21 protein-coding genes are annotated in these 26,452 nt (G+C 70.9%); 3 read left to right on the top strand and 18 right to left on the bottom strand.

All coding sequences use genetic code 11. The features are described from left to right. Positions 1-18: 18 nt before the first annotated feature. From ACFY2Q_RS08780 to dnaG, 14 genes are all read right to left on the bottom strand, one after another. Positions 19-1,011, bottom strand: coding sequence for a sugar phosphate isomerase/epimerase family protein (locus ACFY2Q_RS08780; protein ID WP_387128590.1), 993 nt, complete (start codon positions 1,009-1,011; stop codon positions 19-21). Continuing rightward, positions 1,008-1,895 (bottom strand): SCO3242 family prenyltransferase, encoded by an 888-nt coding sequence (locus ACFY2Q_RS08775; protein WP_387128589.1) that lies wholly within the window; start codon positions 1,893-1,895, stop codon positions 1,008-1,010. Before ACFY2Q_RS08775 ends, ACFY2Q_RS08780 begins: the two co-directional genes overlap by 4 nt. Then, complete coding sequence (locus ACFY2Q_RS08770; protein ID WP_387128588.1) at positions 1,879-3,045, bottom strand: inositol-3-phosphate synthase; 1,167 nt, start codon at positions 3,043-3,045, stop codon at positions 1,879-1,881. Before ACFY2Q_RS08770 ends, ACFY2Q_RS08775 begins: the two co-directional genes overlap by 17 nt. A 543-nt stretch (positions 3,046-3,588) precedes the next feature. Further along, on the bottom strand, positions 3,589-4,782 hold the full coding sequence (locus tag ACFY2Q_RS08765) for a Gfo/Idh/MocA family protein (protein WP_387129114.1): 1,194 nt from the start codon (positions 4,780-4,782) through the stop codon (positions 3,589-3,591). A gap of 54 nt (positions 4,783-4,836) precedes the next feature. Continuing rightward, entirely contained in the window at positions 4,837-5,889 is a 1,053-nt protein-coding gene (locus ACFY2Q_RS08760) for a substrate-binding domain-containing protein (protein ID WP_387128587.1), read from the bottom strand. 97 nt (positions 5,890-5,986) lie between these two features. After that, positions 5,987-7,114, bottom strand: a complete 1,128-nt coding sequence (locus tag ACFY2Q_RS08755) for an ABC transporter permease (protein ID WP_387128586.1) — start codon at positions 7,112-7,114, stop codon at positions 5,987-5,989. Beyond that, positions 7,111-8,619 (bottom strand): sugar ABC transporter ATP-binding protein, encoded by a 1,509-nt coding sequence (locus ACFY2Q_RS08750; protein WP_387129113.1) that lies wholly within the window; start codon positions 8,617-8,619, stop codon positions 7,111-7,113. The genes ACFY2Q_RS08755 and ACFY2Q_RS08750 overlap by 4 nt, the downstream gene beginning before the upstream one ends. 232 nt (positions 8,620-8,851) lie before the next feature. Beyond that, positions 8,852-10,030, bottom strand: a complete 1,179-nt coding sequence (locus ACFY2Q_RS08745) for an ROK family protein (protein ID WP_387128585.1) — start codon at positions 10,028-10,030, stop codon at positions 8,852-8,854. A 257-nt stretch (positions 10,031-10,287) separates the two neighbouring features. After that, positions 10,288-11,313, bottom strand: coding sequence for a YihY/virulence factor BrkB family protein (locus ACFY2Q_RS08740; protein ID WP_387128584.1), 1,026 nt, complete (start codon positions 11,311-11,313; stop codon positions 10,288-10,290). 61 nt (positions 11,314-11,374) lie between these two features. Then, positions 11,375-12,184, bottom strand: a complete 810-nt coding sequence (locus tag ACFY2Q_RS08735; RefSeq protein WP_387128583.1) for an ABC transporter permease — start codon at positions 12,182-12,184, stop codon at positions 11,375-11,377. A 9-nt stretch (positions 12,185-12,193) separates the two neighbouring features. Further along, positions 12,194-13,024 carry an ABC transporter permease gene (locus ACFY2Q_RS08730; protein WP_387129111.1) on the bottom strand — a complete coding sequence of 277 codons (831 nt, stop codon included), beginning with the start codon at positions 13,022-13,024 and terminating at the stop codon, positions 12,194-12,196. A gap of 241 nt (positions 13,025-13,265) precedes the next feature. Beyond that, positions 13,266-14,198, bottom strand: coding sequence for an ABC transporter ATP-binding protein (locus ACFY2Q_RS08725; protein ID WP_387128582.1), 933 nt, complete (start codon positions 14,196-14,198; stop codon positions 13,266-13,268). 420 nt (positions 14,199-14,618) lie between these two features. Then, entirely contained in the window at positions 14,619-15,152 is a 534-nt protein-coding gene (locus tag ACFY2Q_RS08720; RefSeq protein WP_387128581.1) for a hypothetical protein, read from the bottom strand. Beyond that, positions 15,153-17,033, bottom strand: a complete 1,881-nt coding sequence (gene dnaG / locus ACFY2Q_RS08715; protein ID WP_387128580.1) for a DNA primase — start codon at positions 17,031-17,033, stop codon at positions 15,153-15,155. Positions 17,034-17,165: 132 nt separating this feature from the next. On the opposite strand from dnaG, the gene ACFY2Q_RS08710 reads away from it, so the two are divergent. After that, positions 17,166-18,374: a low temperature requirement protein A gene (locus tag ACFY2Q_RS08710; RefSeq protein WP_387128579.1), complete on the top strand. Its 1,209-nt coding sequence runs from the start codon at positions 17,166-17,168 to the stop codon at positions 18,372-18,374. Between the two features lie 6 nt (positions 18,375-18,380). Here ACFY2Q_RS08710 and ACFY2Q_RS08705 read toward each other — a convergent pair whose 3' ends face one another. The 3 genes from ACFY2Q_RS08705 to ACFY2Q_RS08695 are packed head-to-tail and all read right to left on the bottom strand — an operon-like array spanning position 18,381 to position 20,861. After that, on the bottom strand, positions 18,381-19,211 hold the full coding sequence (locus ACFY2Q_RS08705) for a siderophore-interacting protein (protein WP_387128578.1): 831 nt from the start codon (positions 19,209-19,211) through the stop codon (positions 18,381-18,383). Positions 19,212-19,226: 15 nt separating this feature from the next. Further along, positions 19,227-20,495, bottom strand: coding sequence for a deoxyguanosinetriphosphate triphosphohydrolase (locus ACFY2Q_RS08700; protein WP_387128577.1), 1,269 nt, complete (start codon positions 20,493-20,495; stop codon positions 19,227-19,229). 12 nt (positions 20,496-20,507) lie between these two features. Continuing rightward, complete coding sequence (locus ACFY2Q_RS08695) at positions 20,508-20,861, bottom strand: VOC family protein (RefSeq protein ID WP_387128576.1); 354 nt, start codon at positions 20,859-20,861, stop codon at positions 20,508-20,510. A gap of 242 nt (positions 20,862-21,103) precedes the next feature. Here ACFY2Q_RS08695 and ACFY2Q_RS08690 point away from each other — a divergent pair, with 242 nt between their 5' ends. Next, positions 21,104-21,604, top strand: coding sequence for a roadblock/LC7 domain-containing protein (locus tag ACFY2Q_RS08690; RefSeq protein ID WP_387128575.1), 501 nt, complete (start codon positions 21,104-21,106; stop codon positions 21,602-21,604). 51 nt (positions 21,605-21,655) lie between these two features. Here ACFY2Q_RS08690 and ppdK read toward each other — a convergent pair whose 3' ends face one another. Continuing rightward, the gene (gene ppdK, locus ACFY2Q_RS08685) at positions 21,656-24,364 is read right to left on the bottom strand and encodes a pyruvate, phosphate dikinase (RefSeq protein WP_387128574.1); all 2,709 of its coding nucleotides are present in this window, start codon (positions 24,362-24,364) and stop codon (positions 21,656-21,658) included. Positions 24,365-24,677: 313 nt separating this feature from the next. Here ppdK and ACFY2Q_RS08680 point away from each other — a divergent pair, with 313 nt between their 5' ends. Next, positions 24,678-26,396, top strand: coding sequence for a beta-N-acetylhexosaminidase (locus tag ACFY2Q_RS08680; protein WP_387128573.1), 1,719 nt, complete (start codon positions 24,678-24,680; stop codon positions 26,394-26,396). Positions 26,397-26,452: the final 56 nt, after the last annotated feature.

Below are 26,452 nucleotides of genomic sequence, written 5' to 3'. Positions count from 1 at the left end.
GACGCCCTTTGCTCTGCTTCAACCCACGCGACGGCCACTGTCCGGATAGCGGACGGTCGCTGTTGCGTCCGTTGAAGCAGAGCAAAGGGGGCGAGGGGGTGCCTCGGCCTCGGTGGCGCCGCCGGCTGCCGGCGAGGCCGCAACGGCGGCGGCGCGTAGGAACTCGATCGAACGGGCAGCCACGGCCGGCGCGGCGTGCGAGTCCCGGGGTAGCTCGACGGCGACCAGCCCTCGGTAGCCGGCCTGCGACAGGGCGGCGAGCACCGGCGGGAAGTCGATCTCGCCGGTGCCGAACTCCAGGTGCTCGTGCACGCCCCGGCGCATGTCGTCGATCTGCACGTTGACCAGGTGGTCGGCCACCTCGGCGACACACTGCGGCACCGGCCACGGCTCCAGGCAGCGGCAGTGTCCGATGTCGAGGGTGATGCCGAAGCGGGCCGGTGAGCCGAGTGCGGCGCGGAGGCGACGCCAGTCCGCGATGTCCTGCACGAGCATCCCCGGCTCCGGTTCGAAGCCCAGCGTGATGCCGGCCGTGTCGGCGGCGTCGACGACTGTGGCGCACCCGGCGACCAGCCGGTCCCAGGCGCACTGCGGCGGCACCGCCTCGGGGCGGACGCCGGCCCAGAAGGAGACCGCCTCCGCGCCGAGGTCGGCGCCGATCCGGACGGCCCGGCGCAGGAACTCGATCCGCCGGGTCGGGTCGTCGTGCAGCAGCGTCGGGGCGTGCTTGTGCCACGGGTCGAGCAGGTAACGGGCACCGGTCTCGATCACCAGCCCGAGGCCGAGCGCACTCAGCCTCCGGCCGACCGCGGCGACGCGGCGGGTCAGCCCCGGCGCGAACGGGTCGAGGTGATCGTGGTCCAGGGTGAGCGCCACCCCGTCGTACCCGAGGTCGGCGATGACGGCGAGCGCGTCGTCGAGCCGGTGGTTGGCGAAGCCGTTCGTGCCGTACCCGAGGCGCAGGGTCGTCGCGTCGCGCGGCGGAGCGGATCGGGCCTGGGGAACGGTCATGTCGGGGACACCTTCCGGGCCAACCGGCGACCCAGCGGCGCCGCCGCCGCGACGGCCAACCCGAGCAGGCCGGCTCCACCACGTGCGGTGAGCGCTCCCTGTAGGGCGGGCAGGCCGGTGATCCCGGCACCGACTGCGGCGCGAACCTTTCCTGCCGACGGGTCCCGCACCACCTCGACCTGGGCCGCGCCGTAGCGGGCGGCGTACCACCCGGCAAGCACGGCGGGCAGCACGGCAGCGATCCCGGGCAACCGGGTCCGGCTCGCGCGCACACCGACCTGGCCGGCGACGGCGGCGCTGGCGGCTACCAGCGCGGTGCCGGCCAGTGTGCGCATCGGCAGGGCGGCGTCGGCGCCGGTGACCTCCCGGCGGGACAGCGCGGTGACCGTCCAGGTGTGCGCGGCGACGGTCGCCGCCGCCGGCAACGCCCGGGTCACCCGGCCGCCGGACGCGCCGAGCAGCACATCCAGCCCTCGGCAGGCGGCCATCACGGCGGGGCCTGCGGCCGTGTTCTTGGCCAGCAGGTCGTACCCCCAGATGGTGGCGGCCAGCGGCACGGCGAGCACGGCGGCGCGGCGACCGCCCACGGCGGCGGCCAGGCCGACACCGGCGGCGGTGAGGCCGGCGGCGAGACCGACCGCGGCGGCCGGTGTGACACGCCCGCTGGGGATCGGCCGCTCGGGCCGTTCGACGGCGTCCAGCCGCCGGTCCGCCCAGTCGTTGGCGGCCATGCCGGCCCAGTAGAGAAGCACCGACGCGCCGGCCAGGGCGGGGGTACGCGGACTCAACGCGCCGGCCGCCGCCGCTCCGGCGACCACGTCACCGGGAACCGAGAGCGCGGCCGGTGCCCGGACGAGTTCGGCAAGGTCAGCCAACGTGGTCATGGGAACCGTCCAGGCCGGCGTGCAGTCGCTGCGTGAAATCGGTAAGCCGGGCCCACTGCTCGGCAAGCGAGTGGGTGGGCGCACCGAGCGGGTCTTTGAAGAAGAAGCCCAGATCGGCGAGCGGCCCGACGTGCCCGGCGGCGTGCGCGGCGGCGGTCAGCCGGGCCAGGTCGAGCACAAGCGGCGCGGCAAGCGCGGAATCACAGCCGTGCCAGGTGAACTCCATCCGCATCCCGGTGCCGAGGAAACCGGCGAACGTGATCAGATCCCAGGCGGTCTTGAAGTCGCCCAACTCCTCGACGTACTCGATGCGGGTGCCGCCCTGCGGCACGTAGCCCAACGTCTCGCCGAGCACCCGCTGCTTGCTCTGCACCTTTGCGGCGTTGGCGGCCGGGTCGGCGAGGGTGGCGCCGTCGCCACCGCCCAGCAGGTTGGTGCCCGACCAGGACCGCACCGCCAGGTTGCGCATCGCGAACATCGGCGCGAGAACCGACTTGACGAGCGTCTCCCCGGTCTTGCCGTCGTGCCCGGCGTACGGCAGCCGGGCCTGCACGGCCAACGCGGCCAGCGCTGGCAGCCGCAGCCCGGTGGACGGGGTGAAGTCGACGTACGGGCAGCCGGCCAGCAGCGCGGCGTACCCGTAGAGGGAACTGGGTGGCAGCACGTCGTCCGGGCCGGCGACGGCGGCGCTCAGCGCGGCCGGGTCGGCGTGCCCGGGGTGCGGTTCGGGGGCCGGTTCGGTGGCGGAGACGTTTACCACCACCACCCGGTCCAGCCGGTGCCGCGCACGGAAGTCGGTGAGGTCACGGACCACGACGGCGACGCGGTCTGCCTGGGTGGCGCCGGTCGGGGCCGGGCGCAGCTCCTGCTCGACGGCGGCCATCTCGTCGCCGAGCGCGGCGACCAACCGACCCGGTATCACCCCGCTGTCGGCCAGCGCCTCGGCGCGCTTGCACAGCGGCGTGGTCGCCAGGTCGTGCCCGCCGAACACCAGGTCGGCGAAGGACGGCAGGGCGGGGCCGCGCAGCTGCGGCAGCTCGGTGACGCAGCCGGTGGGGCCGGCCAGGCCGGCCCGCAGCGCGAGCCCTCCGACGATGCTCGTAGTCGCGACCGAACCACGCGCTCCTACCAGCCAGACACCCGTTCGCATGGTGCTCCTTCCCCGTTCAGGAGGAACCGTCGGTGTAATTAAATATAGGAATATCAGAATATTGTCGGTAAAGATACGCCCTTGCTGGATGGGCCCCGCCCACCCGACCCGCACCGGGATTGCCGCCGGATTCCGGCGTCGGCGTCGGCGGCGACGACGACGGACCGGCTCCCGATACGGGCACGGGCAGACGGGGCTGGCAGGCAGGGTCGGTCGGCGTCTCGACCCTGCCTCCCCCGCATCCGGCCGGCCGGGGCGTTGGCGTGCCCCGACCGGACGTCTCAGGCCGACGAAACCGTCAGGTTCTCCGGATCGCCGGGGTGGTGGTGGCGGCCCTCCGGTGTGGCCGGGGAATCCCGGTCCGGCCACACCGGACGACCGTCCTGCTCGTGTGCCACCGGGCCGTCAGGCCCGGCCGCACACTCTCCGGTGCCGACCTCGTCCCAGCCGCGGGGCGCAAACCGCGGCCGGTCCCTCGCCGGTCGGCTCCGGAAAGCCGGTCGGGCGACGGCGGCGCGAACACCGCCGTCGCGGATGGTCAGGTCAGACGGCCACCGCGGACAACGCCGGCTCCACCTCTGTCCAGGTGGATCCGACCTCCGCCGAACGGGTCACCGCGTCCAGCACCAGCTGGACCTGCAACGCGTCGGCGAAGGACGGCGCCGGGTCGGTGCCCGTGGCGATCGCCTCGATGAAGTCGCGCATCTGGTGGGTGAAGGAGTGCTCGTAGCCGATGATGTGGCCGGGCGGCCACCACGCCGACATGTACGGGTGCTCGCCCTCGGTCACCAGAATCCGGCTGAACCCCTGCTCCAGGGTGGGCCGGGTGGCGTCGTAGAACTCCAGTTCGTTGAGGCGTTCCAGGTCGAAGACCACGCTGCCCAGCGAGCCGTTGATCTCGACACGCAGAGCGTTCTTCCGACCTGTGGCAAACCGGCTCGCCTCGTACGTGGCCAGGGCACCCCCGTCGAGCCGGGCCACGAAGACCGCGGCGTCGTCGACGGTGACCGGCCCGGTGGCCGAGCCGTTGGCGTCTGCCGATCCGCTGCCGTCCACAGTGGCCGCCAAACCGCTCGACCCGGCCGGCAGCGGCCGCTCCTTGATGAACGTCTCGGTGACCGCGCTGACGCCTGTGATCCGCTGGCCGGTGACGAACTGCGTCAGGTCGATGATGTGTGCCCCGATGTCGCCGAGCGCGCCGGAGCCCGCCCGGTCCTTCTGCAACCGCCAGACCAGCGGGAACTGCGGGTCCACGATCCAGTCCTGCAGGTACGTCGCTCGGACGTGCCGAATCACCCCGAGTCGTCCGTCTGCGACCATCTGACGCATCATCGTGACCGCCGGCACCCGGCGGTAGTTGAACCCGCACATCGACCTCGCCCCGGCGGCCCGGGCTGTGGCCGCCGCAGCGGTCATCGCCCGTGCCTCGGCAACCGTGTTGGCCAGCGGCTTCTCGCACAGCACGTGCTTGCCGGCAGCCAACGCGGCGAGGGCGATCTCGGCATGGCTGTCGCCCGGTGTGCAGACGTCGACTACGTCGATGTCGTCCCGGTTGATCAGGTCACGCCAGTCTGTCGTGTACGCGTCCCAGCCGAGCCGGTCGGCGGCCTGCGCCACCTGCCCGGAGTCCCGGCCGCAGATCAGCGCCATCCTGGCCCGCGCCGGCAGGTCGTACACGCGGTTCACGGTGCGCCACGCCTGCGAGTGCGCGGCGCCCATGAACGCGTAGCCGACCATGCCGATCCGCAGTTCTCTGTCTGTCGTGGACAAGGTGGGTCTCCCCCCGGTATGTCAGAACCCGAGCTTGTCGTAGCTGCTCGCGTTCTCCTTGGTGATCGTCTCGGAGGCGAGGGTTACTTCCTTGGGCACCTGCAGCTCAGTCAGGTCGCCCAAGCCCCGACCCTGCGCGATGAGCCGCGCCAGGGAGATCGCCGACGAGGCCATCGACGGGTTGTAGGTGACCGTCGCCTTGAGCACGGTGTTGTCGGCCTTGATGGCGTCGATCGCGAGCTTGGATCCCGCGCCGCCGACCATGAAGAACTCCGACCGGTTGGCCTGCTTGATGGCCGCGAGCACACCGATGCCCTGGTCGTCGTCGTGGTTCCAGATCGCGTCGATCTTCGGCAGCGCCTGGAGCAGCTGGGACGCCTCACGCTGGCCGCTGTCCGAGGTGAACTCGGCGGAGCGACGGTTGCTCACCTTGAACCCGTAGGTCGCCAGGGCCGCCGCGAAGCCGGCGCTACGCTCGACGGTCAGCGGGATCTCCAGACCGGCGATCTCACCGATGACCGGGTTGGCGACGCCCTTGTCCTTGAGCTGCTTGCCGATGAAGTGCCCGGCCGAGACGCCCATGCCGTAGTTGTCGCCCTTGATCACCAGCCGGAAGGCCAGCGCGTCGGGGAAGATCCGGTCGAGGTTCACCACCGGGATGCCCGCCTGCATCGCCTGCAGGGCGACCGGGTTGACCTCCTTGCCGTCGTGCGGCAGCACGACGATGATGTCCGGCTTCTGGGCGATAAGCGTGCCGAGCGTCGAGCGCTGGGCCGCGGAGTCCGACCCACCGTCGACCTCCTTGAGCTCCACGTCCGAGTACGCCGCGGCCTGGGCCTTGGCGTTGGCGTGAATCGCGCCCATCCAGCCGTGGTCGGCGGCCGGAGCCGAGAAACCGATGACGACCTTCTTGCCCGGGGCGTTGTTGCCGGCACCGTCGCCGGCGGCCTTGGTCTGGGTGCTGGCCGCCGGGGTTTCGTTACTGGTGCAGGCGGTGAGCAGGGTGGCGGCGCCGACTGCGGCCCCGCCGAAGAGCAGCCGGCGGCGCGACAGGTCGCGGCTGTGCTGGGTCATGACGACCTCCTGGGAACGGATTCGAGTGGTGAAGGGTGTGCGAGGCCCGGCCACTGTCGAATTTCTCGACGTCGCCCGGGACAAACGGTGCGGTGCGTCAGGTCGCGGTGGTGACCCTGTTCCGCGCGAGGAACCGTGTGAAGGACTTGAACTGGAACTGCTGGACCAGGACGGCCGCGACGATGATGCCGCCCTTGACCATGTTCTGCGCCTCGATGGAGAGGCCGTTGATGGCGAAGAGATTCGTGATAGTGGCGAAGATGATGACGCCGAGCAGCGAGCCGACGATCGTGCCCCGGCCACCGCTGAGCAGCGTGCCGCCGATGATCGCGGCGGCGATCGCGTCCAGCTCGTAGAGGTTGGCCATCGCTGCCTGGGCCGAGGTGGCCTGGGAGGTGAGCATGATGGCGGCGATGCCGCAGCAGAGACCGGACAACGCGTACAGCAGCATGGTGTGTCGGCGGACGTTGATGCCGGCCAGCCGCGCCGCCTCCGGGTTGCCGCCGACCGCGATGGTCCGCCGGCCGAAGGTCGTCCGGTTGAGCAGGATCCACCCGGCCAGCACCACCGCGCCGAGGATGTAGACGAGGATCGGGATGCCGAGCACCTTGCGTGCGGCGATGTCGTTGATGAAGGTGCTGCTCGACACCTGCGTCTGCTTGTTCGAGATCGACGCCGCGAGCCCACGCGCGGCCACCAGCATGGCGAGCGTCGCGATGAACGGCACCAGCCGCCCGTACGAGATGAGCACGCCGTTGACCAGGCCGACACAGATGCCCACCACGATCGCGGTGAAGATCATGCCGGCCGCGCCGTAGCTCTGCGTCGCCACAGTGGTGCACCAGACCCCGGCCAGCGCCACGATCGCGCCCACCGACAGGTCGATGCCGCCCCCGATGATCACGAAGGTCATGCCGACCGTCACCACGCCGACCACTGAGGCGAGCTGCAGGATGGCAAGGATGTTGTTCCAGACCCAACTCGGATCGCCGTACAGATCCGGTTTGGTGACCACGCCGACCACGATGAGCGCGACCAGCACACCGATCAGACCCAGGTTGCGCTTGGCGCCGTCGCCACCGTCGCCCTGCCACCAGGAGAGCCGGCCCGTGGATGCCGCCTTGTGGCCGGCCACAGCGGTCTCGGCCGGATCCACCGGCGGCGACTGCGCCGGAAGCTGCGGGCGCTCCGGTGTCGCGGTGGGAGTGGGAGTCGCGTCGCTCATGCCGGTGCGCCTTCCATCAGGGACCCCGCCATCACGAGGTCGAGCACAGTGTTCTCGTCGAGTTCGCCGGCCGGGGCCTCGCGGACGACCCGCCCCTCCCGCATCACCAGCACCCGGTCGGCCAGACCGAGCACCTCGGGCACCTCACTGGAGACGAGCAGGACCCCGACGCCCTGCTCCGCCAACGCCCGGATGACCTGGTAGAGCTCGGCCCGGGCACCCACGTCCACGCCCCGGGTGGGCTCGTCGAGCAGCAGCAGCTTGGTGCCGCCGAGCAGCCAGCGCCCGACCACCACCTTCTGCTGGTTGCCGCCGGACAGGGTGCGTACCGGCCGGTTGACGTCCCGGGGCCGCAGTTCCAGGCTCTCGGCGATCCGGTCCGCCTCGGCCCGTTCCCGCTTGGCGTCGGTGAAGCCAAGGCGCGCGTACCGGCCAAAGGTGGCCAGGGTGACGTTGCGGTAGATCGGCTCACCGAGAAGCAGCGCCTGGCTCTTGCGTTCCTCCGGGGCCATCCCCATGCCGGCCCGCACCGCCGCGCCGACGCCCGGGCTCAGCACCCGCCCGTTCATCCGGACCGTACCGGCCTCCGCGAGACGGGCGCCGTAGATGGTCTCCAGCAGCTCGGAGCGACCCGAACCCACCAGGCCGGCGATGCCGACGATCTCCCCGGCGCGCACGCTCAGTGAGACGTCCGCGAACTCGCCCGGACGGGTCAGCCCCTCCACCTGGAGCAGCTCGGCACCGGCGGTGTCGTCGACCGGCCGGTCCGGAAAGACGTACTCGATGGTGCGGCCGGTCATCCGGCTGACCAGATCGCGGGTCGGTGTGTCGCGCGCCGGCAGGTTCGCCGCGGTGGTCCGGCCGTCCTTGAGTACGGTGACCCGGTCGCCGATCTCGCGGATCTCCTCAAGCCGGTGGGAGATGTAGATGACCGCGATGCCCTGCGCGGTCAGCTCGCGGATGATCCGGAACAGGTTGCCGACCTCGTCATGGGCCAGCACCGCGCTCGGCTCGTCCATGATGATCAGTCGTGCCTCGTGGGACAGCGCCCGCGCCATGCTGACGATCTGCTTGCCGGCGGCCGGCAACGACCGGACCATCCGCCCCGGCGGGATCTCGCCGTGGCCGAGCCGAGCAAGGATCTGCCGGGTGTGCCGGGCCATCCGGCCGCGCCGGACGAACCCGAAGCTGCGGTGCTCATGGCCCAGGAAGGCGTTTTCCGCCACCGACAGATCCTCGACCAGGTCGAGCTCCTGGTAGATGGTGGCGATGCCGGCACGCATCGCGGCCTGCGGGTTGGCGAACGTCGCCGGCTCACCACGCCATTCGACAAGCCCCGAATCCGGGCGATGGACACCGGCGAGAACCTTTATGAGAGTGGACTTGCCGGCGCCGTTCTGGCCGAGCAGGCAGTGCACCTCACCGGCCCGCACCTCCAACTGCACGCCGTCCAGGGCGCGTACCCCCGGGAAGGTCTTGACCACATCGGTGAGGCGCAGGACCACCTCGCCCACGACGGTGTCGGCGGGCGCCTCCACAAGCGGCGCCTCGGCGACGGCGTCCGCCGACCCGGTGCCGGCAACAGACTCATCAGGATGGACCACAGGCTTCTCCTCCCTCACGATGCATCCCTTACACGCGACTGCGGGGCTCGCAAACCCGGCTCACTCCTCGCGCTCACCGAACTGTCCGGGGTTCGCGACTGCGGGGCTCGCAAACCCGGCTCACTCCTCGCGCTCACGAGGCCTCCCCGAATGCGACATCACTTGCGAGCACCGCCGCGCCGGCGACACCGGCCCGGCCGCCAAGCTCGGACAGCACGACGGGCAGGTTGCCGGTGGCCAGTGGCAGCGACCGGCGGTAGACCACGCTGCGGATCTCGGCGAGCAGGATGTGCCCCAGTTGGGCCAAACCGCCGCCGATGACGATCATCGACGGGTTGGTGAAGCTGACCAGGCCGGCGAGCACTCCGCCGACCCGCCGCCCGCCGTCGCGGATCAGTTGGATGCATGTCGTGTCGCCCTCGACGGCGCCCTCGGCGACGTCAAGTGCGTTCACCGAACCCCGCAGGCTCATCCGCTCGGCAAGCGCCGGCGACGCCCCGCTGCGTGCGGCGGCGGCGGCATCCTTGGCCAGCGCGGCACCGCTGAACAGCGCCTCCAGGCAGCCGACGTTGCCGCAGGAGCACATCGGCCCGTGGGCGTCGACCTGGATGTGGCCGATGTCCCCGGCGCAGCCGTCGGTGCCCCGATAGACCTCGCCGGTGAGGTAGATGCCGCACCCGATGCCGGTGCCGATCTTCACGAAGAGGAAGTCGTCCACCGAGTGGGCGACCCCTCCGTGGCGTTCGCCGATCGCCATGATGTTGACGTCGTTGTCGACCACCGCCGGGCAGCTGTGCTCCCGGCTGAGCAACTCGCGCACCGGGAAGCGGTCCCACCCGGGCATGATCGGCGGCGAGACGGGCACGCCGTCGCGGAAGCTGACCGGGCCCGGCACACCGACGCCCACCGCGTCCAACCGCTCGTACGCGCCGTCGACCCGCGCCTTGTGCAGCAGCTCGTTGACCCGTTGCAGGGTCACCTTGGGTCCGTTGCGGATGTCGGCGGCCTCGGCGTAGTGGGCCACCGGTTCGAGGCGGCCGTTGACCACCTCGATGTCGATCGAGCTGGCGCCCAGGTCGACTGCCGCGAAGCGCAGCTTCGGGTTCAGCTCGACAAGGGTGGAGCGACGCCCGCCCCGCGACGCGGCGAGGCCGGCCTCGGCGACGTAACCCAGGGCCACCAGGCGGTCCAGCTCGGCCAGGAGCCGGGGGCGGGGCATCTGGAGCCTGTCGCCCAACTCGGCGCGGGACACGGCCCCCTCGTCGCGGAGCAGCCGCAACAGTCGGACGTGCAGGGGCTCGACGGTCCGCACCGGACTCACCTCTTCGACCTCGTTCACATCGACGCAACGCCGAGGTGTTGTGTCCGACACAGTAGGAGCGTTCCGTACCGCGTGTCCAGAGCTTCGGCCGATCTGCTCCCCAACTTCTGTCCGAAGGAACAAAAGCTACTAGTCGATCAAGGAAAGGGTTACCGAAAGCTTGTGCCTGATCACGCCCCGCACCGGATGCCGGGCAGAAAATCGCCCCACCACCCCGATCTGCGGGTGGTGGGGCGGTAGCGGGCAGGTCAGTGACTGCCTGCCGCGTTCCGCTTCTTGCGAAGCTTGCGGTCGTCGCGCAGTTCGACGTACGGCTCGTCGTCGGCGGGGTGGCCCGCCTCGATGGCCCGGCCACGCTCCAACTCGGCGTCGAACTCGGCACCCAGCAGGATCGCGATGTTGCTCAGCCAGAGCCAGATCAAGAAGATGATCACGCCGGCCAGCGCCCCGTACGTCTTGTTGTACGAGCCGAAGTTGCTCACGTAGAAGGCGAACAGCCCGGAGATCACCAGCCAGATCACCACTGCCAGCACGCCACCCGGGCTGACCCAGCGGAACCCGCCGTGCCGGGCGTTCGGCGAGGCCCAGTAGAGGATCGCGAACATCAGGCTGACCAGGACCAGCAGCACCGGCCACTTGGCGATGTCCCACACCGTGACCGCTGTCGAGCCGAGACCGACCACATCCCCGACCGCCTCGGCGAGACGACCGGTGAAGACCACGATCACCGCGCTGGCCAGCAGCAGCACCCCGATCACAGCCGTCACGCCCAGCCGGATCGGCAGCGTCTTCCAGATCGGCCGCCCCTCGGGCACGTCGTAGATGGTGTTCGAGGCGCGCATGAACGCGCCTACGTAACCGGAGGCGGACCAGAACGCCGCCACCAGACCAATGATCGCCGCGAGGCTGGCCAGGCCGCCGTTGTCCTGCGCGGTGCCGATCGCATCGTTGATGATCTTCTGGATGCTGTCGTTCGGCACCGCCTGGTTGACGGTGTCCCGGACACCGTTTGTGGCACTCTCGCCGAGCAGACCGAGGAGAGAGATCAGCACCAGCAGCCCGGGGAAGATGGACAGCACTCCGTAGTAGGTAAGCGCCGCCGCCCAGTCGGTAAGGCTGTCGTCCTGAAACTCGCTGACCGTCCGGCGCAGCGCCGCCTTCCAGCCACTGCCGGGCAGGTCGGTGGGGCTGTCCGGACCCGCGTCAGGGCCGACCGGCTCGCTGGCGGCAGCACGGCCGGGCCGGCTGCGGGCGGAAGACTCGTCCGAGGCCATCGCCCCTCCTCATCGTCGGGTGTCGCCTCCGACATGCCCCGTGAGCGGCGGCGGATAACCCCTACCGGTAGAGCAACCTGCCCATCCGGCGCGACGCCACCAAAAGGCCGATCGCCAGCATCATCAGCAGGTACGCCACGTCGAGCAGCCAGGACCAACCGCCCTCGCCAAGCGTGACACCGCGGATCAGGTGCACCGACCGGTACAGCGGCGTGACCTCGATCAGCCAGTGCAGCAGGGTCGGGTACGCCTGCGCCGGCACGAACGTGCCCGAGAAGAGGAAGAGCGTGAACTGGGCCGAGCCCATCAGGTCGAAATCCTGCCAGCTGCGCATGAACGTGGACAGCGCCATGCCGAGCGCGCCGAACGCGAACCCGACGAGCACCGCCGCCGGAAGGGCGGTAAGCGCACGGGCGACGGTCGTCAGATCCAGCGCGACCATCACCGCGAGGAACGCCGCCGAGTAGGCGCTGCCCCGCAACATCGCCCAGCCCAACTCGCCGACGGCGATCTCGAACGGCCGTACCGGGGTGGCGATCATCCCGTCGTACAGCTTCATGTATTTCATCTTGCCGAAGAAGTTGAATGTGGTCTCCGCGAGCGCCCCGGTCATCGCCGAGGCGGCCAGCATCGCCGGGGCCACGAACTCGGCGTACGACACCAGCCGGCCACCGGGCAACGGCAGGTCGCCGATCAGCGATCCGACGCCCACCCCGATGGACAGCAGGTAGAGCAGCGGCTCCACGAAACCGGAGAGCAGCAGCAGCCAGTAGACCGACTTCAGCGCAGCGACGTTGCGCTCGACCACCGAGCCCGACCGCCGGGAAGCGGCCGAGACGTCGACCAGCCGGGGCAGAACCAGCGTGACCACGATGCCTCCCTAGACGACGAGCTCGCGGCGGAACGCCCGCAGCGCCAGCAGCCAACCGGCGAGCGACCACGCCCCCAGGTAGAGCAGGTGACCGACGATCGACCACTGTGGAGCGATGCCAAGAGTGGCCGCGCGGCACAGGTCGACGGCGTGCCACAGCGGCGTCACGTACGCCAGCCAACGCAGCGCGTCGGGCAGCGACTCGACCGGGAAGAACACCCCTGCGAACAGCGTCATCGGGATGACCGCGAACCGGAACAGCATCGCCAGCCAACTGTCGCTGGACACCGACGCCGCGAACGCGAACGTCGGCCCGGCCACCGCCAGCGCGAGCAGCGCCACCACCGGCAGGGCGGCCACCGCCCACGGTGACCGCAACGCCCCGAACAACCCGGTGACAAGCAGGAACGCCGCGATCGTGGTGAGCACCCGGGACAGCACAAAGGTCAGGTGCCCGGCCAGGATGTCGCCCACCCGCAGCGGCGACGCGCTCTGCGCGAAGTAGGTCTTGATCCACTGGAAGTTGCTGAACACCGGCCAGGTCGAGTCACCGACTGTCACCTGAAGCGCGGTCGAGGCGATCAGCCCCGGGACCAGCCAGTCGAGGTAACGCACCCCGCCAACACCCTGGTCGATGTACGCGCCGACACCCACCCCGAAGCCGAGCACCGTGAGCACCGGCAGCAGGAACGACGAGAACACCCCGGCCCGCCAGGTGCGGCGATAACCCACCAGGAAGTATTCGAAGACCGCGAGCGCCGGCACCCGCGGCAACCCCGGCCGCGCCCGCTTCCGCGTCGAGCCCGCCACGCTCACGACGACCACCCCCGCCCCCGCCATGCCGACCGCCACGACCTGTCTACCTCCGGGGTACGACAGACCGCCGGTCACCCTACGACGCCCCCGGCAGCGTGTCGCCCCGGTTTCGACACATTGATCGACTCGGGTTCCCTGATATCGGGGTGTCCCCAGCGCAGCGTTACAGCGGTTTCCAGGAAGCCGAGTCGATCAATGGGATGCACCAGACGGGGCTTGAGCCCGATGCGGGACGGCCCGGAACGCCAGACGCCCGGCAAGCGCGTCAGTCGACCAGGGTGCGGCCGGTCAGTTGCAGGAAGACGTCCTCCAGGCTGCTGCGCCGCACCAGCACGTTTGCTGGGTTGAGCCCCAACGCGGAAACCTCGGCGACCGCCGCGTCACCGTCGGCCACGTAGAGCAGAACCCGGTCGGGCAGCACCTCGACCCGCTCCCCCAGCCCGGCGAGCTTGCCCGCGAACGGCTCCTGCGACTCGGCGGCGAAGCGCAGCTCGACCACCTCGCGAGTGGAGTGCCTCTCGATCAACGCCCGGGGTGAACCCTCGGCGACGATCCGCCCGCCGTCCATCACCACAAGCCGGTCACAGAACTGCTCGGCCTCGTCCATGTAGTGCGTCGTGAGCACAAGCGTGACGCCCTGCTGTTTGAGCCGGAACAGCCGTTCCCACACGAGGTGCCGGGCCTGCGGGTCCAGGCCTGTGGTCGGCTCGTCGAGCAGCACGATCTCCGGATCGTTCACCAGCGCGCGGGCGATGGTCAGCCGGCGCTTCATCCCGCCAGAGAGCGGCTCGACCTTGCTGTTGGCCCGCTCGGTGAGCTGCACGAAGTCGAGCAGCTCGTCGGCCCGCGCCCGGGCCACCCGGCGGGCGATGCCGAAGTAGCGCGCGTAGACGGTCAGGTTTTCCCGAACAGTCAGCTCCGGGTCGAGATTGTCCATCTGCGGGCACACGCCGAGCCGGGCTCGAATCGCCGGCCCGTCGCTGACCGGATCCATGTCGAGGATGCGCAGCTCACCCCCGCTCGGCGGGGAGATGCAGCCGACCATCCGCATGGTGGAGGACTTGCCGGCGCCGTTGGGCCCGAGGAAGCCGAACGCCTCACCCGAGCGCACCTCGACGTCGATGCCGTCCACGGCGGTGAAGTCGCCGAACCGCTTCACCAGCCCCCGAGCCTGAATCAGTGATCGCCCCGAAGTCACCGCCCGACCCTAACGCCGCCCCCCGACACCAATCCACGCAAAATCCAACCCCCCGCCGGCCCCAACCTCCCACCCAACCCCTGACACGAAACCCTCAAACCAAGCCCTCACCCCAAGCCCTCACCCCAAGCCCTCACCCCAACCCCTCACGCCAAGCCCTGAGACCAAACCCCAACCCCTCACGCCAAGCCCTCGCCGATCTTGCACTTTCTGTCTCCCATTCGCGCGGAATTGTCCGCTATGCCGAGGCAGAAAGTGCAAGATCGCGGGGGCGAGGGCGGAGGGCGAGGGCGAGGGGCGGGGCCGGGGGCCAAGATCGCGGGGGCGAGGGGCGGGGCGCGCGGGGGCCAAGGCCGAAGGGCGGGGCGCGCGAAGGGCGAGGGGCGAGGGGCGAGGGGCGGGGGGCAGGGGCGCGTGGGGTTATTCGTCGGCGGGTGCCGTGGCGGCGCGGGCTGCCGTTACTAGCAGGTCGGTTTCGGCTAGCAGGTCGTCGTCCACAGGGGTGCCTGGGTCTGGGCGTACTGTCCAGGTCAGGCCGTCGACGCCGGCCACGCGCCGGGCCGCGACCCGCACCGCGCCGCCGGGCAGCCGATGGTGTTCGGTGTACGCGACCGAGCGGGTCACCCGCGCGCGTACCTGGTGCGGCAGCTCGCCCGGGTCGATGATCAGGTACGTCTCGGCCGGGCCGTCGACGACCACTGTGTAGCCGTCCCGCTCGGTGGCGACCTCGGCGGGCGTGACTGTCAGCTGCCGGCCGGACCAGACCGCCTTGAGGATGTCGTGCCAGCCGAGGTGGTGCTTCCGGCCGGGCAGCCACAGCCCGAGGTTGCTGGCCACCACCACTCCGTCGCCCTCGCCGTTGCCCGCCGCCGCCCAGGCGAGCACCCGCTCGTCGCGGGCCAGGGGCGGCCGGTCGGCCGGAGGCAGTTTGGGTTTACGGCTGAACAGTCCCATCTACAGCCCTCCTGCGGCCTGCTCGCGCAGCGCCCGGGCGTGCTGCTCAAGCGACAGCAGCTCGCCGAAGGCGGCGAAGTATTCGTCCTTGTTGTTGACCGGGTTGATCCGCTGGATTCGTGACTTGAGGTCCCGGATGCGGGCTGTGACCGACCCGAACTGCACCCGGGCCATGGTGATCGACACGTACCGGGGGTCGGGTTCGCCGTCGATGCGCAGCGGCTCCACCGCCAACTCGCCGACAAGCGCCGCCGACGCCAGGTCGTCGCAGGCGTCGCGGACCGACTCGATCCAGACCGCGCCGCCGGTCGCCGACACGGCCCCACCGGCGGCGGCGATTGCGGTACGCACCGCCACGTGCATCGGGTTCCGGTATTCGGTCGCCTCGATCGCGTCGAACATCGGCCCGGCGAGCACCGGCTGTTGGAGGGCGAGTTTCAACGCTTCCCGCTCGACCATCGACTGCGGGCTGTCCACCGGCGGCTCGGGGCGGCCCCGCGCGGGGCGGGCCGAGGGCGCGGAGTCCCGGGCGCCGGGTGGCGGGGCGTTGGCGGCGGCCAGCACCGCCCGCTGCACCGGCTCGATCTCCATGCCGAGGTCCATGGCGAGCTTGCGGACGTACTCGGGGCGCTTTTCCCGGTCTTTGAGTTGCGCGACGAGCGGCGCGGCCCGGCGCATGGCCTCGACCCGGCCGTCGACGGTGTCCAGGTCGAAGCGGCTCAGTTCGTGTCGCAGCGCGAAGTCGACGAGCGGCTCGCGTCGGGCGACCAGGTCCCGCACGGCGAGGTCGCCCTTGGCCAGCCGCAGCTCGCACGGGTCCATGTTGTCGGGGCTGACCGCGATGAACGTCCGGCCGACGAAGCGCTGGTCGTCGGAGAAGGCGCGCAGGGCCGCCTTTTGCCCGGCGGCGTCCCCGTCGAAGGTGAAGATGATCTCGCCGGCCACCGAGTCGGTGTCCAGCAGGAGTCGGCGCAGCACACCGATGTGGTCCGCGCCGAACGCGGTGCCGCAGGTCGCGACGGCAGTGGTCACCCCGGCTAGGTGGCAGGCCATCACGTCGGTGTAGCCCTCGACGATCACCGCCCGGCCCTGCTTGGCGATCTCCCGCTTGGCCTGGTCGATGCCGTAGAGGACGTGTGACTTCTTGTAGATCGGCGTCTCGGGGGTGTTGAGGTATTTCGGGCCGTCGTCGTCGTCGAAGAGCTTGCGCGCCCCGAAGCCGATCACGTCGCCGGCGAGGTCGCGGATCGGCCAGAGCAGCCGGCGGCGGAACCTGTCGATGAGCGTGCCGGAACGCGACTCCCGGGACAGGCCGGCGGTCACCAGCTCCTGGTGGGTGAAGCCCTGCTGGCGCAGAGCCTTGGTGAGCAGGTCCCAGCCCTCGGGCGCGAAGCCGCAGCCGTAGCGCTCGGCGGCGGCCCGGTCGAACCCCCGTTGGGCGAGGAACTCACGCGCCGGCCGGGCACCCGCGGTGCTGAGCTGCGCCCGGTAGAACTCGACAGCCGCGGCGTGCGCGGCCACCAGACGCTGCCGCTGCCCCTGCTGGGGGCGGGGACGCGGGGTGTTGCCGTCGTCCTGGACGTAGCGCAGTTGGATGCCGGCGCGGCCGGCCAACCGCTCGACGGACTCGACGAAGCTGAGGTGCTCGGCGTCCATCAGGAACTTGATCGCGTCGCCACCCGCGCCGCAGCCGAAGCAATACCAGACGTTGCGGGCCGGCGACACGTTGAACGACGGGCTCTTCTCGTCGTGGAACGGGCACAGACCCTTGAGGTTGCCGCCGCCTGCGGACTTCAGGGTGACCGTCTCGGAGATCACATCCCCGATCGAGGTGCGTTCCCGGACCAGTGCGATGTCCTCGTCCCGGATCCGCCCAGCCATTCGCCACCCCCTCCGCGTACATCCTGCCCTGCGGGACCGACGACGCGCCGGGCGGGGGACGCCGGTGTGGCGGCCGCCGCCGGCTCACCGGTTCCGACCCCGCCGCCGGGCCCGCGCGGGGACCATGACCAGGTGCGCAGGGTACGGACCGACGGCGTCTTCCGGCCCGGATGGGTGACCGGCCGGCTGGGCCTGCGCGGCATCGAACCCCGGTCGGACGAGGCGGGTCACCGGCACGCCACCTGGTTGGAACTCTTCCTCGACGTCATATTCGTGTACGCGCTGGCGGCGGTGGCGGCCCGGCTGGGTAACGACCCGACGCCGGCGCCGAGTGCCGTGGCGGCCGTCGGCGGGCTCTTCGTGGTCATCCAGTGGGCGTGGGTGGGGCAGGTCTACTACGACACCCGCTTCGACCCGGACGACGCGCCGCACCGGGTGCTGGTGCTGGTCGCCCTGGTCGGGGCCGGCACGATGACGCTCGGCGTGGACGAGGTGCCGGAGAGCGTGCTCCTGCCCGTCGGATACCTGATCGTCCGGGGCGTGCTGCTCGTGCTCTACCTCCGGGCGTGGCCGACAAACGCACAGGCCCGTACGGTGACGACCGTCTATCTGATCGGCTTCGGGTCGGGCTGGCTGATCTGGTTGGTCTCGCTTGTCGTGTCCGCCAGCCACCGGCCCGCGCTGTGGATCGCCGCCATGACCATCGAACTCGCCACGCCGTGGGTCGGCCGGCGCTGGCTCGACAGGTGGCCTGTGGACAACCGGCACCTGCCGGAGCGGATCGGGCAGTTCACCATCATCGTGCTGGGCAGCGCGCTTGCCAGCCTGCTCTTCGCGGTGCCGGACCACCCCCGGCCGCACATGATCCTCACCGCCGGAATCGCCTTCCTGGTGCCGGCCGCGATCTGGTGGATCTACACCACGTTCGTCACCACCCACCTGGTGGCGAGTCGACTGCGGGGCGGGCAGGCATACAGCTACCTGCACGTCCCGCTCGACGGGGCGCTGCTGGTGCTCGGCTGGGCGCTCGGGCAGGTGGTCCGGCTCGCCGACGACGACGCGGTCCGGGTGCCGTCGGAGCTACGGCTGCTGCTGGCCGGCTCGGTGATCGTCTGGATGCTCTGCGGGCTGGCCCTCTACTGGCTGTGGAGCCCGCCGAGCGTCCTCCGGCTGGCGATCACCGGCTACGGGGTGGCGTCGGTAAGCCTGATCGCCGCGACGGTACGCGAGCCGCGTCTGCTGCTGTTCCTGCTCGCGGCCACGATCGTCGGGTACGCCGTGCTGCTCACCCGCCGCCTGAACCGGGCCGGCCAGGAGTCGGAGGACGTGGCCGAGGGCTGACGTGTCTCAGGCGACGGCCGGCTCCTCGGCCTCGACCTGCCGGTTCCAGTCGGCCTTCGAGGAGCGCCAACCCTCGTCGTCCATGCCCCGCCGCCAGTAGCCGGAGATGGACAACTGGGAGGCGGCCACGCCGCGCTCGGCCCGCAGCAGTCGGCGCAACTCCCTGACGAATGTCGCCTCGCCGTGCACGAAGGCGTGCACCTGACCCGGTGGGAACTCCAAGTCCCGCACCGCAGTCACAAGCGCCTCGCCCACCGGGCGGTCGCCCCGGTGCAGCCAGCTCAACTCGACAGCGCCCGGGCTGAGCAGCTCCTGCTCGTCGGCCGCGTCGGCGACCTCCACGAAGACCTTCGCCGGTGCGCCCAGCGGCAGCCGCTCCAGCGCCGCGCCGATGGCCGGCAGCGCGCTCTCGTCGCCGACCAGGAGGTGCCAGTCCGCGTCCGGGCTCGGCGCGTACGCCCCGCCGGGGCCGAGGAAGTGCACCGGGTCGCCCGGTCGCAGCGCGGCGACCCACGGGCCGACGAGCCCCACGTCGCCGTGGTGCACCACGTCGATCGTCATCTCCCCGGCGAGGGGATCCCAGCGCCGCACGGTGTACGCGCGCTGCCGGGGCCACTGCTGCGGGGGCAGGTCCCGGCGGATCGCGGCGAGGTCCAGCGGCTGCGGGTATGTCACGCCGGGCTGCGGGATGACCAGCTTGACGTAGTGGTCGGTGAACTCGCCGACCGGAAGGCCAGCCAGCTCCTCCCCGCCGAGGACGAGCCGGATCAGGTGCGGGGTGGGCCGTTCGGTGCGCAGTACCCGGACCGAGGTGACGTTCCTGGGGCGATCGGTCATGTCGCTTAGGCTAACCTAAGTCGCAGTGGTGTCCACCGGAGGTGTGCGATCCCCGACCAGGCGGGTGTGCCAGGTCACTGCCGCCGGGTCCGTGAGCGAGGCGACCTGGTCGATCACCACGCGCAGCCGGGCGGCGTCGTCGGGGGCGGCCCGCCACAGCGGGGCGAAGACCGGGTCGAGCCCGTCCGGTGCCCGCCGGACCAGCGCGGCCACCAACTCCGCAAGCATCGTCCGCTGCCGCTCGTAGCGATCCCAGGAACCGGTACGACGCATCACGTACCGCAGCGCGATGCCCTTGAGCAGCGCGCACTGGGCGCGTACACGCCTCGGCACCACCAGGTCGGCGGCGTAGCGGCGATGCGGGCCGGGACCGAACCGCTCCTCGGTGGCAGTCACCGCCGCGGAGACGAACCGACCGGTCAGGCCGCTGGTGGTGGCCTTCAGCGCCACCTGGGCGCGATGGCTGCCGTCGTACCCGGCGAGCGGGGCGAGCAGCGGATCAGCAAGCAGGTCGACAAGCACCCCGGCCAGGTCGTCCGCCGACTCACCGGAATAGGCGGCGGCCACGTCGGCGCAGAGCGCGGCCCGCTCGTCGGCGTCAACGAGCAGCGGGCGCAACGTGACGTAGCCGCCGTGGATGCCGTCCTCCACGTCGTGCACCGAGTACGCGACGTCGTCAGCCCAGTCCATCACCTGCGCCTCCAGGCAGCGCTTGTCACCAGGAGCACCGAGGCGGAGCCACTCGAAGACCACTGTGTCGTCGGCGTACACCCCGAACTTGCGCTGCCCGTGGCGGCGCAGCCAGGGGTATTTGCCGATGGCGTCGAGCGACGCCCGGGTCAGGTTCAGCCCGGCGGACGAGCCGTCCGGGGCGAGCACCTTCGCCTCCAACCGGGTCAGCACCCGAAGCGTCTGCGCGTTGCCCTCGAAGCCACCGCAGGGTGTCGCGAGCAGGTCCAGCGCCGCCTCACCGTTGTGCCCGAACGGCGGATGCCCGAGGTCGTGGGCCAGCCCGGCGACGTCCACCACGTCCGGGTCGCAGCCCAGCCGGGCACCCATCTCCCGGGCGATCTGTGCCACCTCCAGCGAGTGGGTCAGCCGGGTACGTAGGAAGTCGTCGGTTCCCGCGGTGTGCACCTGGGTCTTGGTGGCCAGGCGACGGAACGCCGCGGAGTGCAGCACCCGGGCACGGTCACGCTCGTACGGCGACCGGCGGTGACCGGTGTCCTTGGGTGGCTCCTCGACCAGCCGGGCGTCCGCCGCGTCGGGCGGCGGTGCGGTCAACCGGTCACCGGCCTAGCCCCGCTCCGCGCGCAGGACGCAGAACTCGTTGCCCTCCGGGTCGGCAAGCACCGTCCAGTCGACGTCACCCTGATCGATGTCGACGTGCCGAGCGCCCATGTCGACGAGGCGCTCGACCTCGGCCTCCTGGTCGGCGGGGCGCAGGTCGATGTGCAGCCGGTTCTTGCCCCGCTTACCGTCGGCGTCCGGCACGAAGACCAGGCCGGGCAGACGGTCGGCGCTCGGTCGGATCTCCACCTCGTCCGGCTTCTCGGCGACGACCTGATAGCCGAGGGCCTCCGCCCACCAGCGGGCCAGCCGGGCCGGATCACGGGCGTCGATGGTCAGGCTTTCCCAGACGCTGGTCATGCAGTCACCTTTCCCTCTCGACGGCATTCGCAATCGGCCCTGTGCGAGGAGTCAAGATTACGCCCGCCGGTGCCGCTCGACGTGCCGACGACGCATCGACGGCGGGTCCACAACGGCCGATTGGCTGGCAGTTGCGATCCGATTGCCCTGGGTCACGCACTCGCGGACGCAAGTCGCCGCCGGTAGCGTTCCCAGCGCGGAACGTGACCAGCCAGAGCCCGACCGGTTAAGGGGAGACTCTCGTGGACGCAGACACGGTGGTGGGGACGGAACTACGCGGACTACGCAGACGCCGACCCGACATCGCCGGGACCGTGCTGGCCGGCACCGACGGGCTGCTCATCTGCAGCGACCTGCCCAGCACCGACGCCACCCACCTCGCCGCGCTCGCCGCGGCCAGCTTCGGGCTCGGCCACCGGGTCGCCGACACCGTCGGGCGGGGTGACTTCCGCGAGTCGGTGGTGTGCACGACCGCTGGTTGCGTGGTCACCTACCCGGCCGGGCGCGCCGCCCTGCTGACCCTGGTCACCGTGTCGTCGGCGGAGGATCTGCGCGGGCTGCACGAGGAGGCCCGGGTGGTGGCCCACCGGGCCGGCCGGGTGCTCGACGTCCGCGGCGGCGGGATCGGGGCCACGCCGATTCCCGACGCGCACGCGCCGCTTGCCGTCCGTACTCCGATGGCCACCCTGCCCACGCAACTGCGCCGCTCGGCCCGGCCCACCTGGCGTCGCCCGCCGATCTGAGTGTCGGGCCGGCGGCGGCCCGGTCCCCCGGGTCGGCCGCCGGCCCTCGCGTCAGCGGCTGTCCGAACCGTCGGTCTCCACGACCGCCCGGCCGGCTTCCAGTCGCGCCACCGGCACCCGGAACGGCGAGCAGGACACGTAGTCCAGGCCGACCTCGTGGAAGAAGTGCACCGAGTCGGGGTCGCCGCCGTGCTCACCGCAGACGCCGAGCTTCAGCCCGGGTCGGGCGGCCCGGCCCTCCTCGGCGGCGATCCGGATGAGCCGGCCGACGCCGTCGCGGTCGATCGACTCGAACGGTGAGATGCCGAAGATGCCCAACTCCAGGTAGCGCCAGAAGAACGCGCCTTCGACGTCGTCGCGGGAGAAGCCCCAGGCCATCTGGGTCAGGTCGTTGGTGCCGAACGAGAAGAACTCGGCCGCCTCGGCGATCTGGCCGGCGGTCAGCGCCGCCCGGGGCACCTCGATCATCGTGCCGATCAGCACCTCGACGCCGCTGTCCCCGACCACCTCGGAGATGATCTTCTCGGCTTCGGCGCGGACCGTCTCCAGCTCCTGCACGGCACCGACAAGCGGCACCATGATCTCCGGCTTGGCCACCCCACCGGCGCGGGCGCAGCTGACCGCGGCCTCGGCGATGGCGCGGACCTGCATCGCGAAGAGCCCGGGAATGACCAGGCCCAGGCGTACGCCCCGCAGCCCGAGCATCGGGTTCTCCTCGTGCATCCGCCGGACGGCGGCGAGCAGCGCCTCCTCCTTGGCGACGTCCTCGCCGCGCTCCTGCGCGACAGCGACGTTGACGGCGAGTTGCTCCAGCGGCGGCAGGAACTCGTGCAGCGGCGGGTCGATCAGCCGGACGGTGACCGGCAGACCGTCCATCTCGCGGAAGATCTCCTCGAAGTCGGCCCGCTGCAACGGCAGCAGCGCCTCCAACGCCGCTTCCCGCTCGCCCGGGGCGCGGGCCAGGATCAGCCGCTCCACAAGCTCCCGCCGGTCGCCGAGGAACATGTGCTCGGTGCGGCACAGCCCGATGCCCTCGGCGCCGAAGCGCCGGGCACGGGCGGCGTCCGCGCCGGTGTCGGCGTTCGTCCGGACCGCGAGCCGCCGCTTGCCGTCGGCGTGCGTCATGATCCGGTGTACGGCCCGGACCAGCGCGTTGTCGATGTGCTCAGGGTCGAGACTGCCCTCGAAGTACTGCACCACCTCCGACGGCATGACCGGCACCTCGCCCAGGTACACCTTGCCGGTGGTGCCGTCGATGGAGACGACGTCGCCCTCGTTGACGGTCTGCCCGGCCACCGTGAACCGCTTCGCGGGCACGTTGACGTCGATCTCGTCGGCGCCGGAGACGCAGGTCTTGCCCATCCCCCGGGCCACCACGGCGGCGTGGCTGGTCTTGCCGCCGCGCGAGGTGAGGATGCCCTTGGCGGCGATCATGCCGTTCAGGTCGTCCGGGTTGGTCTCCCGGCGGACCAGGATCACCGACTTGCCCTCGGCGGCCAACTCGACGGCGCGGGCGGAGGTGAAGACCACAGTGCCGGACGCCGCGCCCGGTGAGGCGCCGATGCCCTTGGCGACCGGCTCGAACTCGTGGTCGAGCTGGAAGCGGGGGAACATGAGCTGCGCGAGCTGCGCGCCGTTGACGCGGTGCAGCGCCTCGTCCAGGTCGATCAGGCCCTCGTCGACGAGTTGGCCGGCGATGACGAACGCGGCGGCGGCGGTGCGCTTGCCGACCCGCGTCTGCAACATCCACAGCTTGCCGCGCTCGATGGTGAACTCGATGTCGCACAGGTCCTTGTAGTGCTCCTCCAGCCGCGCCATGATGCCGAGCAGCTCGTCGTAGGAGGCCTTGTCGAGCTGCTCCAACTCCTGCAACGGCACGGTGTTGCGGATGCCGGCGACGACGTCCTCACCCTGGGCGTTGGCCAGGTAGTCGCCGTAGATGCCCTGCGCGCCACTGCCCGGGTCGCGGGTGAACGCGACGCCGGTGCCGGAGTCGGGGCCGAGGTTGCCGAAGACCATCGTCACCACGTTGACAGCGGTGCCGAGGTCGGCCGGGATGCGCTCCTGGCGGCGGTAGAGCACCGCGCGCTCGGCGTTCCACGACTCGAAGACCGCCCGGATCGCGAGGTCGAGCTGTTCGCGCGGCTGCTGCGGGAACTCCCGGCCGGTGTGCTTCAAGAAGATCTTCTTGTACGTGTCGACCAACCCACGCAGGTCGTCGGCGTCCAGATCCAGGTCGTTGTGGGTGCTCTTGGCGCTCTTCGCGTCGTCAAGCGCGTGCTCGAACTCCTCGCCCGGCACCTCGCAGACGGTCTTGCCGAACATCTGGATCAGTCGTCGGTAGGAGTCCCAGGCGAATCGGTCGTTGCCTCCCGCCTGTGCGGAGAGACCGACGACGCTCTGGTCGTTGAGGCCGACGTTCAGGACGGTCTCCATCATGCCGGGCATGGAGAACTTGGCGCCGGAGCGGACGGACACCAGCAGCGGGTCCTGCGGGTCGCCGAGGCGCTTGCCCATCGCGCGCTCCAACGACTCCAGGTGCTGCTCGATCTGGCCGGCGAGACCGTCCGGCTCCTGGCCGGTCGCCAGGTACGCCTGGCACGCCTCGGTCGTGATGGTGAAGCCGGGAGGTACCGGCAGCCCGAGGTTCGTCATCTCGGCGAGGTTGGCGCCCTTGCCGCCGAGCAGGCCCTTGAGGTCCTTGTTCCCCTCGGAGAAGTCGTAGACGTACTTATGATCGACGGTCTCTTGCGCTGCCACCAGAGCCTCCCACGCACGCCGCAATGGACACTTAACGAAGGTTCAGTTTTCTGATACCCCGGGACGGACCGCCGGCAATCCCGGCGTCGACATCAATCGGTGGGCGAAGGCTAAGCCAACTTTGAGTGGCCTGGGACCGTTCGGTGACAATAGGCACAGCCATCACGACTATCCGCGTTCGTACGGGTATTTGGGAACGCTTCCACGAGCACGATCACGCATCGCCCCAGGTCCTCGTATTCTTGACGGCACTGGTTCTGTCGAAGTTCGCTTTTGCCATATCCGACGCGAAATAACCCCCGGAGCCGTCGTCGTGCCATCCCCCTCCGCCACCGGCCCCGAGCCGAGCCTCACGGCCCCCGCCACCGACCCGACGGTGCTGCCCACGCACGAGCCGGCCGCCGCGGACCTGGCAATGCTCGCCACGCGCACGGCCAGCGACCTGCTCACCCCCGCACCCCCGGCACGCCTCGACGCCGTCGTACCGGCACCCGAGCAGGTCGAGGCCGACCCGACGGCGACATTCGTGCTCACCGGGGACACGGCCATCCGGGTCACCGCCCACCCGGGCGCCCGCGCGGTCGCCGAACACCTCGCCGCGCTGCTCCGGCCCGTGACCGGGTTCCCCCTGCCGGTCGCCGACAGCGTCGACGTCGCGCCCACCGGCGACCTGACGCTCACCCTGGCCCACACGCCCGCCACCCCGGCCCCGGCTCGCCCGCCCACCACCCTCGGCGCGGAGGGCTACCGGCTCGACGTGACAAGCACCGAGGTCCGCATCGCCGCCGAGACCGCCGCCGGCCTGTTCCACGGCGTGCAGACCCTGCGCCAACTCCTCCCCGCCGCCGTGGAGAGCCCGACGCCTGTCGCCGCACGCTGGGCGCTGCCCGGTGGCAGCATCGTGGACCGCCCACGCTTCGCCTACCGGGGCGCGATGCTCGACGTGGCACGACACTTCTTCGCCGTCGAGGACGTGCTGCGGGTGATCGACCACCTGGCCCGCTACAAGCTCAACCATCTGCACCTGCACCTCACCGACGACCAGGGCTGGCGCATCGCCGTCGACTCATGGCCGAGGTTGACCACGCTGGGCGGGACGACCGAGGTCGGCGGCGGCCCCGGCGGGCACTACACCAAGACCGACTACCAAAAGATCATCGAGTACGCCGCCGCCCGGCACATCACCGTCGTACCGGAGATCGACCTGCCCGGCCACACCAACTCGGCGCTCGTCGCGTACCCCGAACTGGCACCGGACAAGGTCGCGCCGCCGCCGTACACCGGCACCGAGGTCGGCTTCAGCTACGTCGACCCCGCCGACGAGCGGACGTACGACTTCGTCGCCGACGTGCTCGGAGAACTCGCCGCCCTCACCCCGGGGCCGTGGCTGCACATCGGCGGTGACGAGGCGTTCAAGGTCAAGGGCGAGGTCTACACCGGTTTCGTGGAGCGGGTCCAGCGCATCGTCGCCGGCCTCGGCAAGACAGTCGTCGGCTGGCACCAGGTCGCACCGGCCGCCCACGTCGACGGGCGGGTCCTCCAGTGGTGGGGGACGAACGGCGACGACCCCACCACAGGCGACGCCGTCCGCCGGGGCGCCCGACTGATCCTCTCCCCCGGCAACCACGCCTACCTGGACATGAAGTACGCGCCGGACACCCCGATCGGGCACGACTGGGCCGGCCTGATCGACGTACGCCGGGCCTACGACTGGGATCCGGGCACACACCTCACAGGCGTACCCGCAGAGGCCGTGCTCGGCGTGGAGGCGCCGCTCTGGACCGAGTCGGTCACCTCGCTTGCCGAGATCGAGTACCTGCTGCTCCCCCGGCTCCCGGCCATCGCCGAGCTGGGCTGGTCACCCCAGGCGGCGCACGACTGGGCCGGGTTCCGTGAGCGCCTGGCCGGGCACGGGCCACGGTGGGCCACCGCCGGCATCACCTTCCACCGCACGCCCGAGATCCCCTGGCCGGCAGTCCCCGCCATCCCCCGTCAATACGAAGCGCCCCAACTCGGCCCGGAAATCCCCTGAGAGCCTGTTTGCCGGGTTTCGTTTCGCTGATCGACTCCATGTCGGCGATGAGGGGG

Source organism: Micromonospora sp. NPDC000316 (genome assembly GCF_042898885.1).
Classification (GTDB): Bacteria; Actinomycetota; Actinomycetes; order Mycobacteriales; family Micromonosporaceae; genus Micromonospora.
This window is presented reverse-complemented; position numbering and strand designations above follow the sequence as displayed.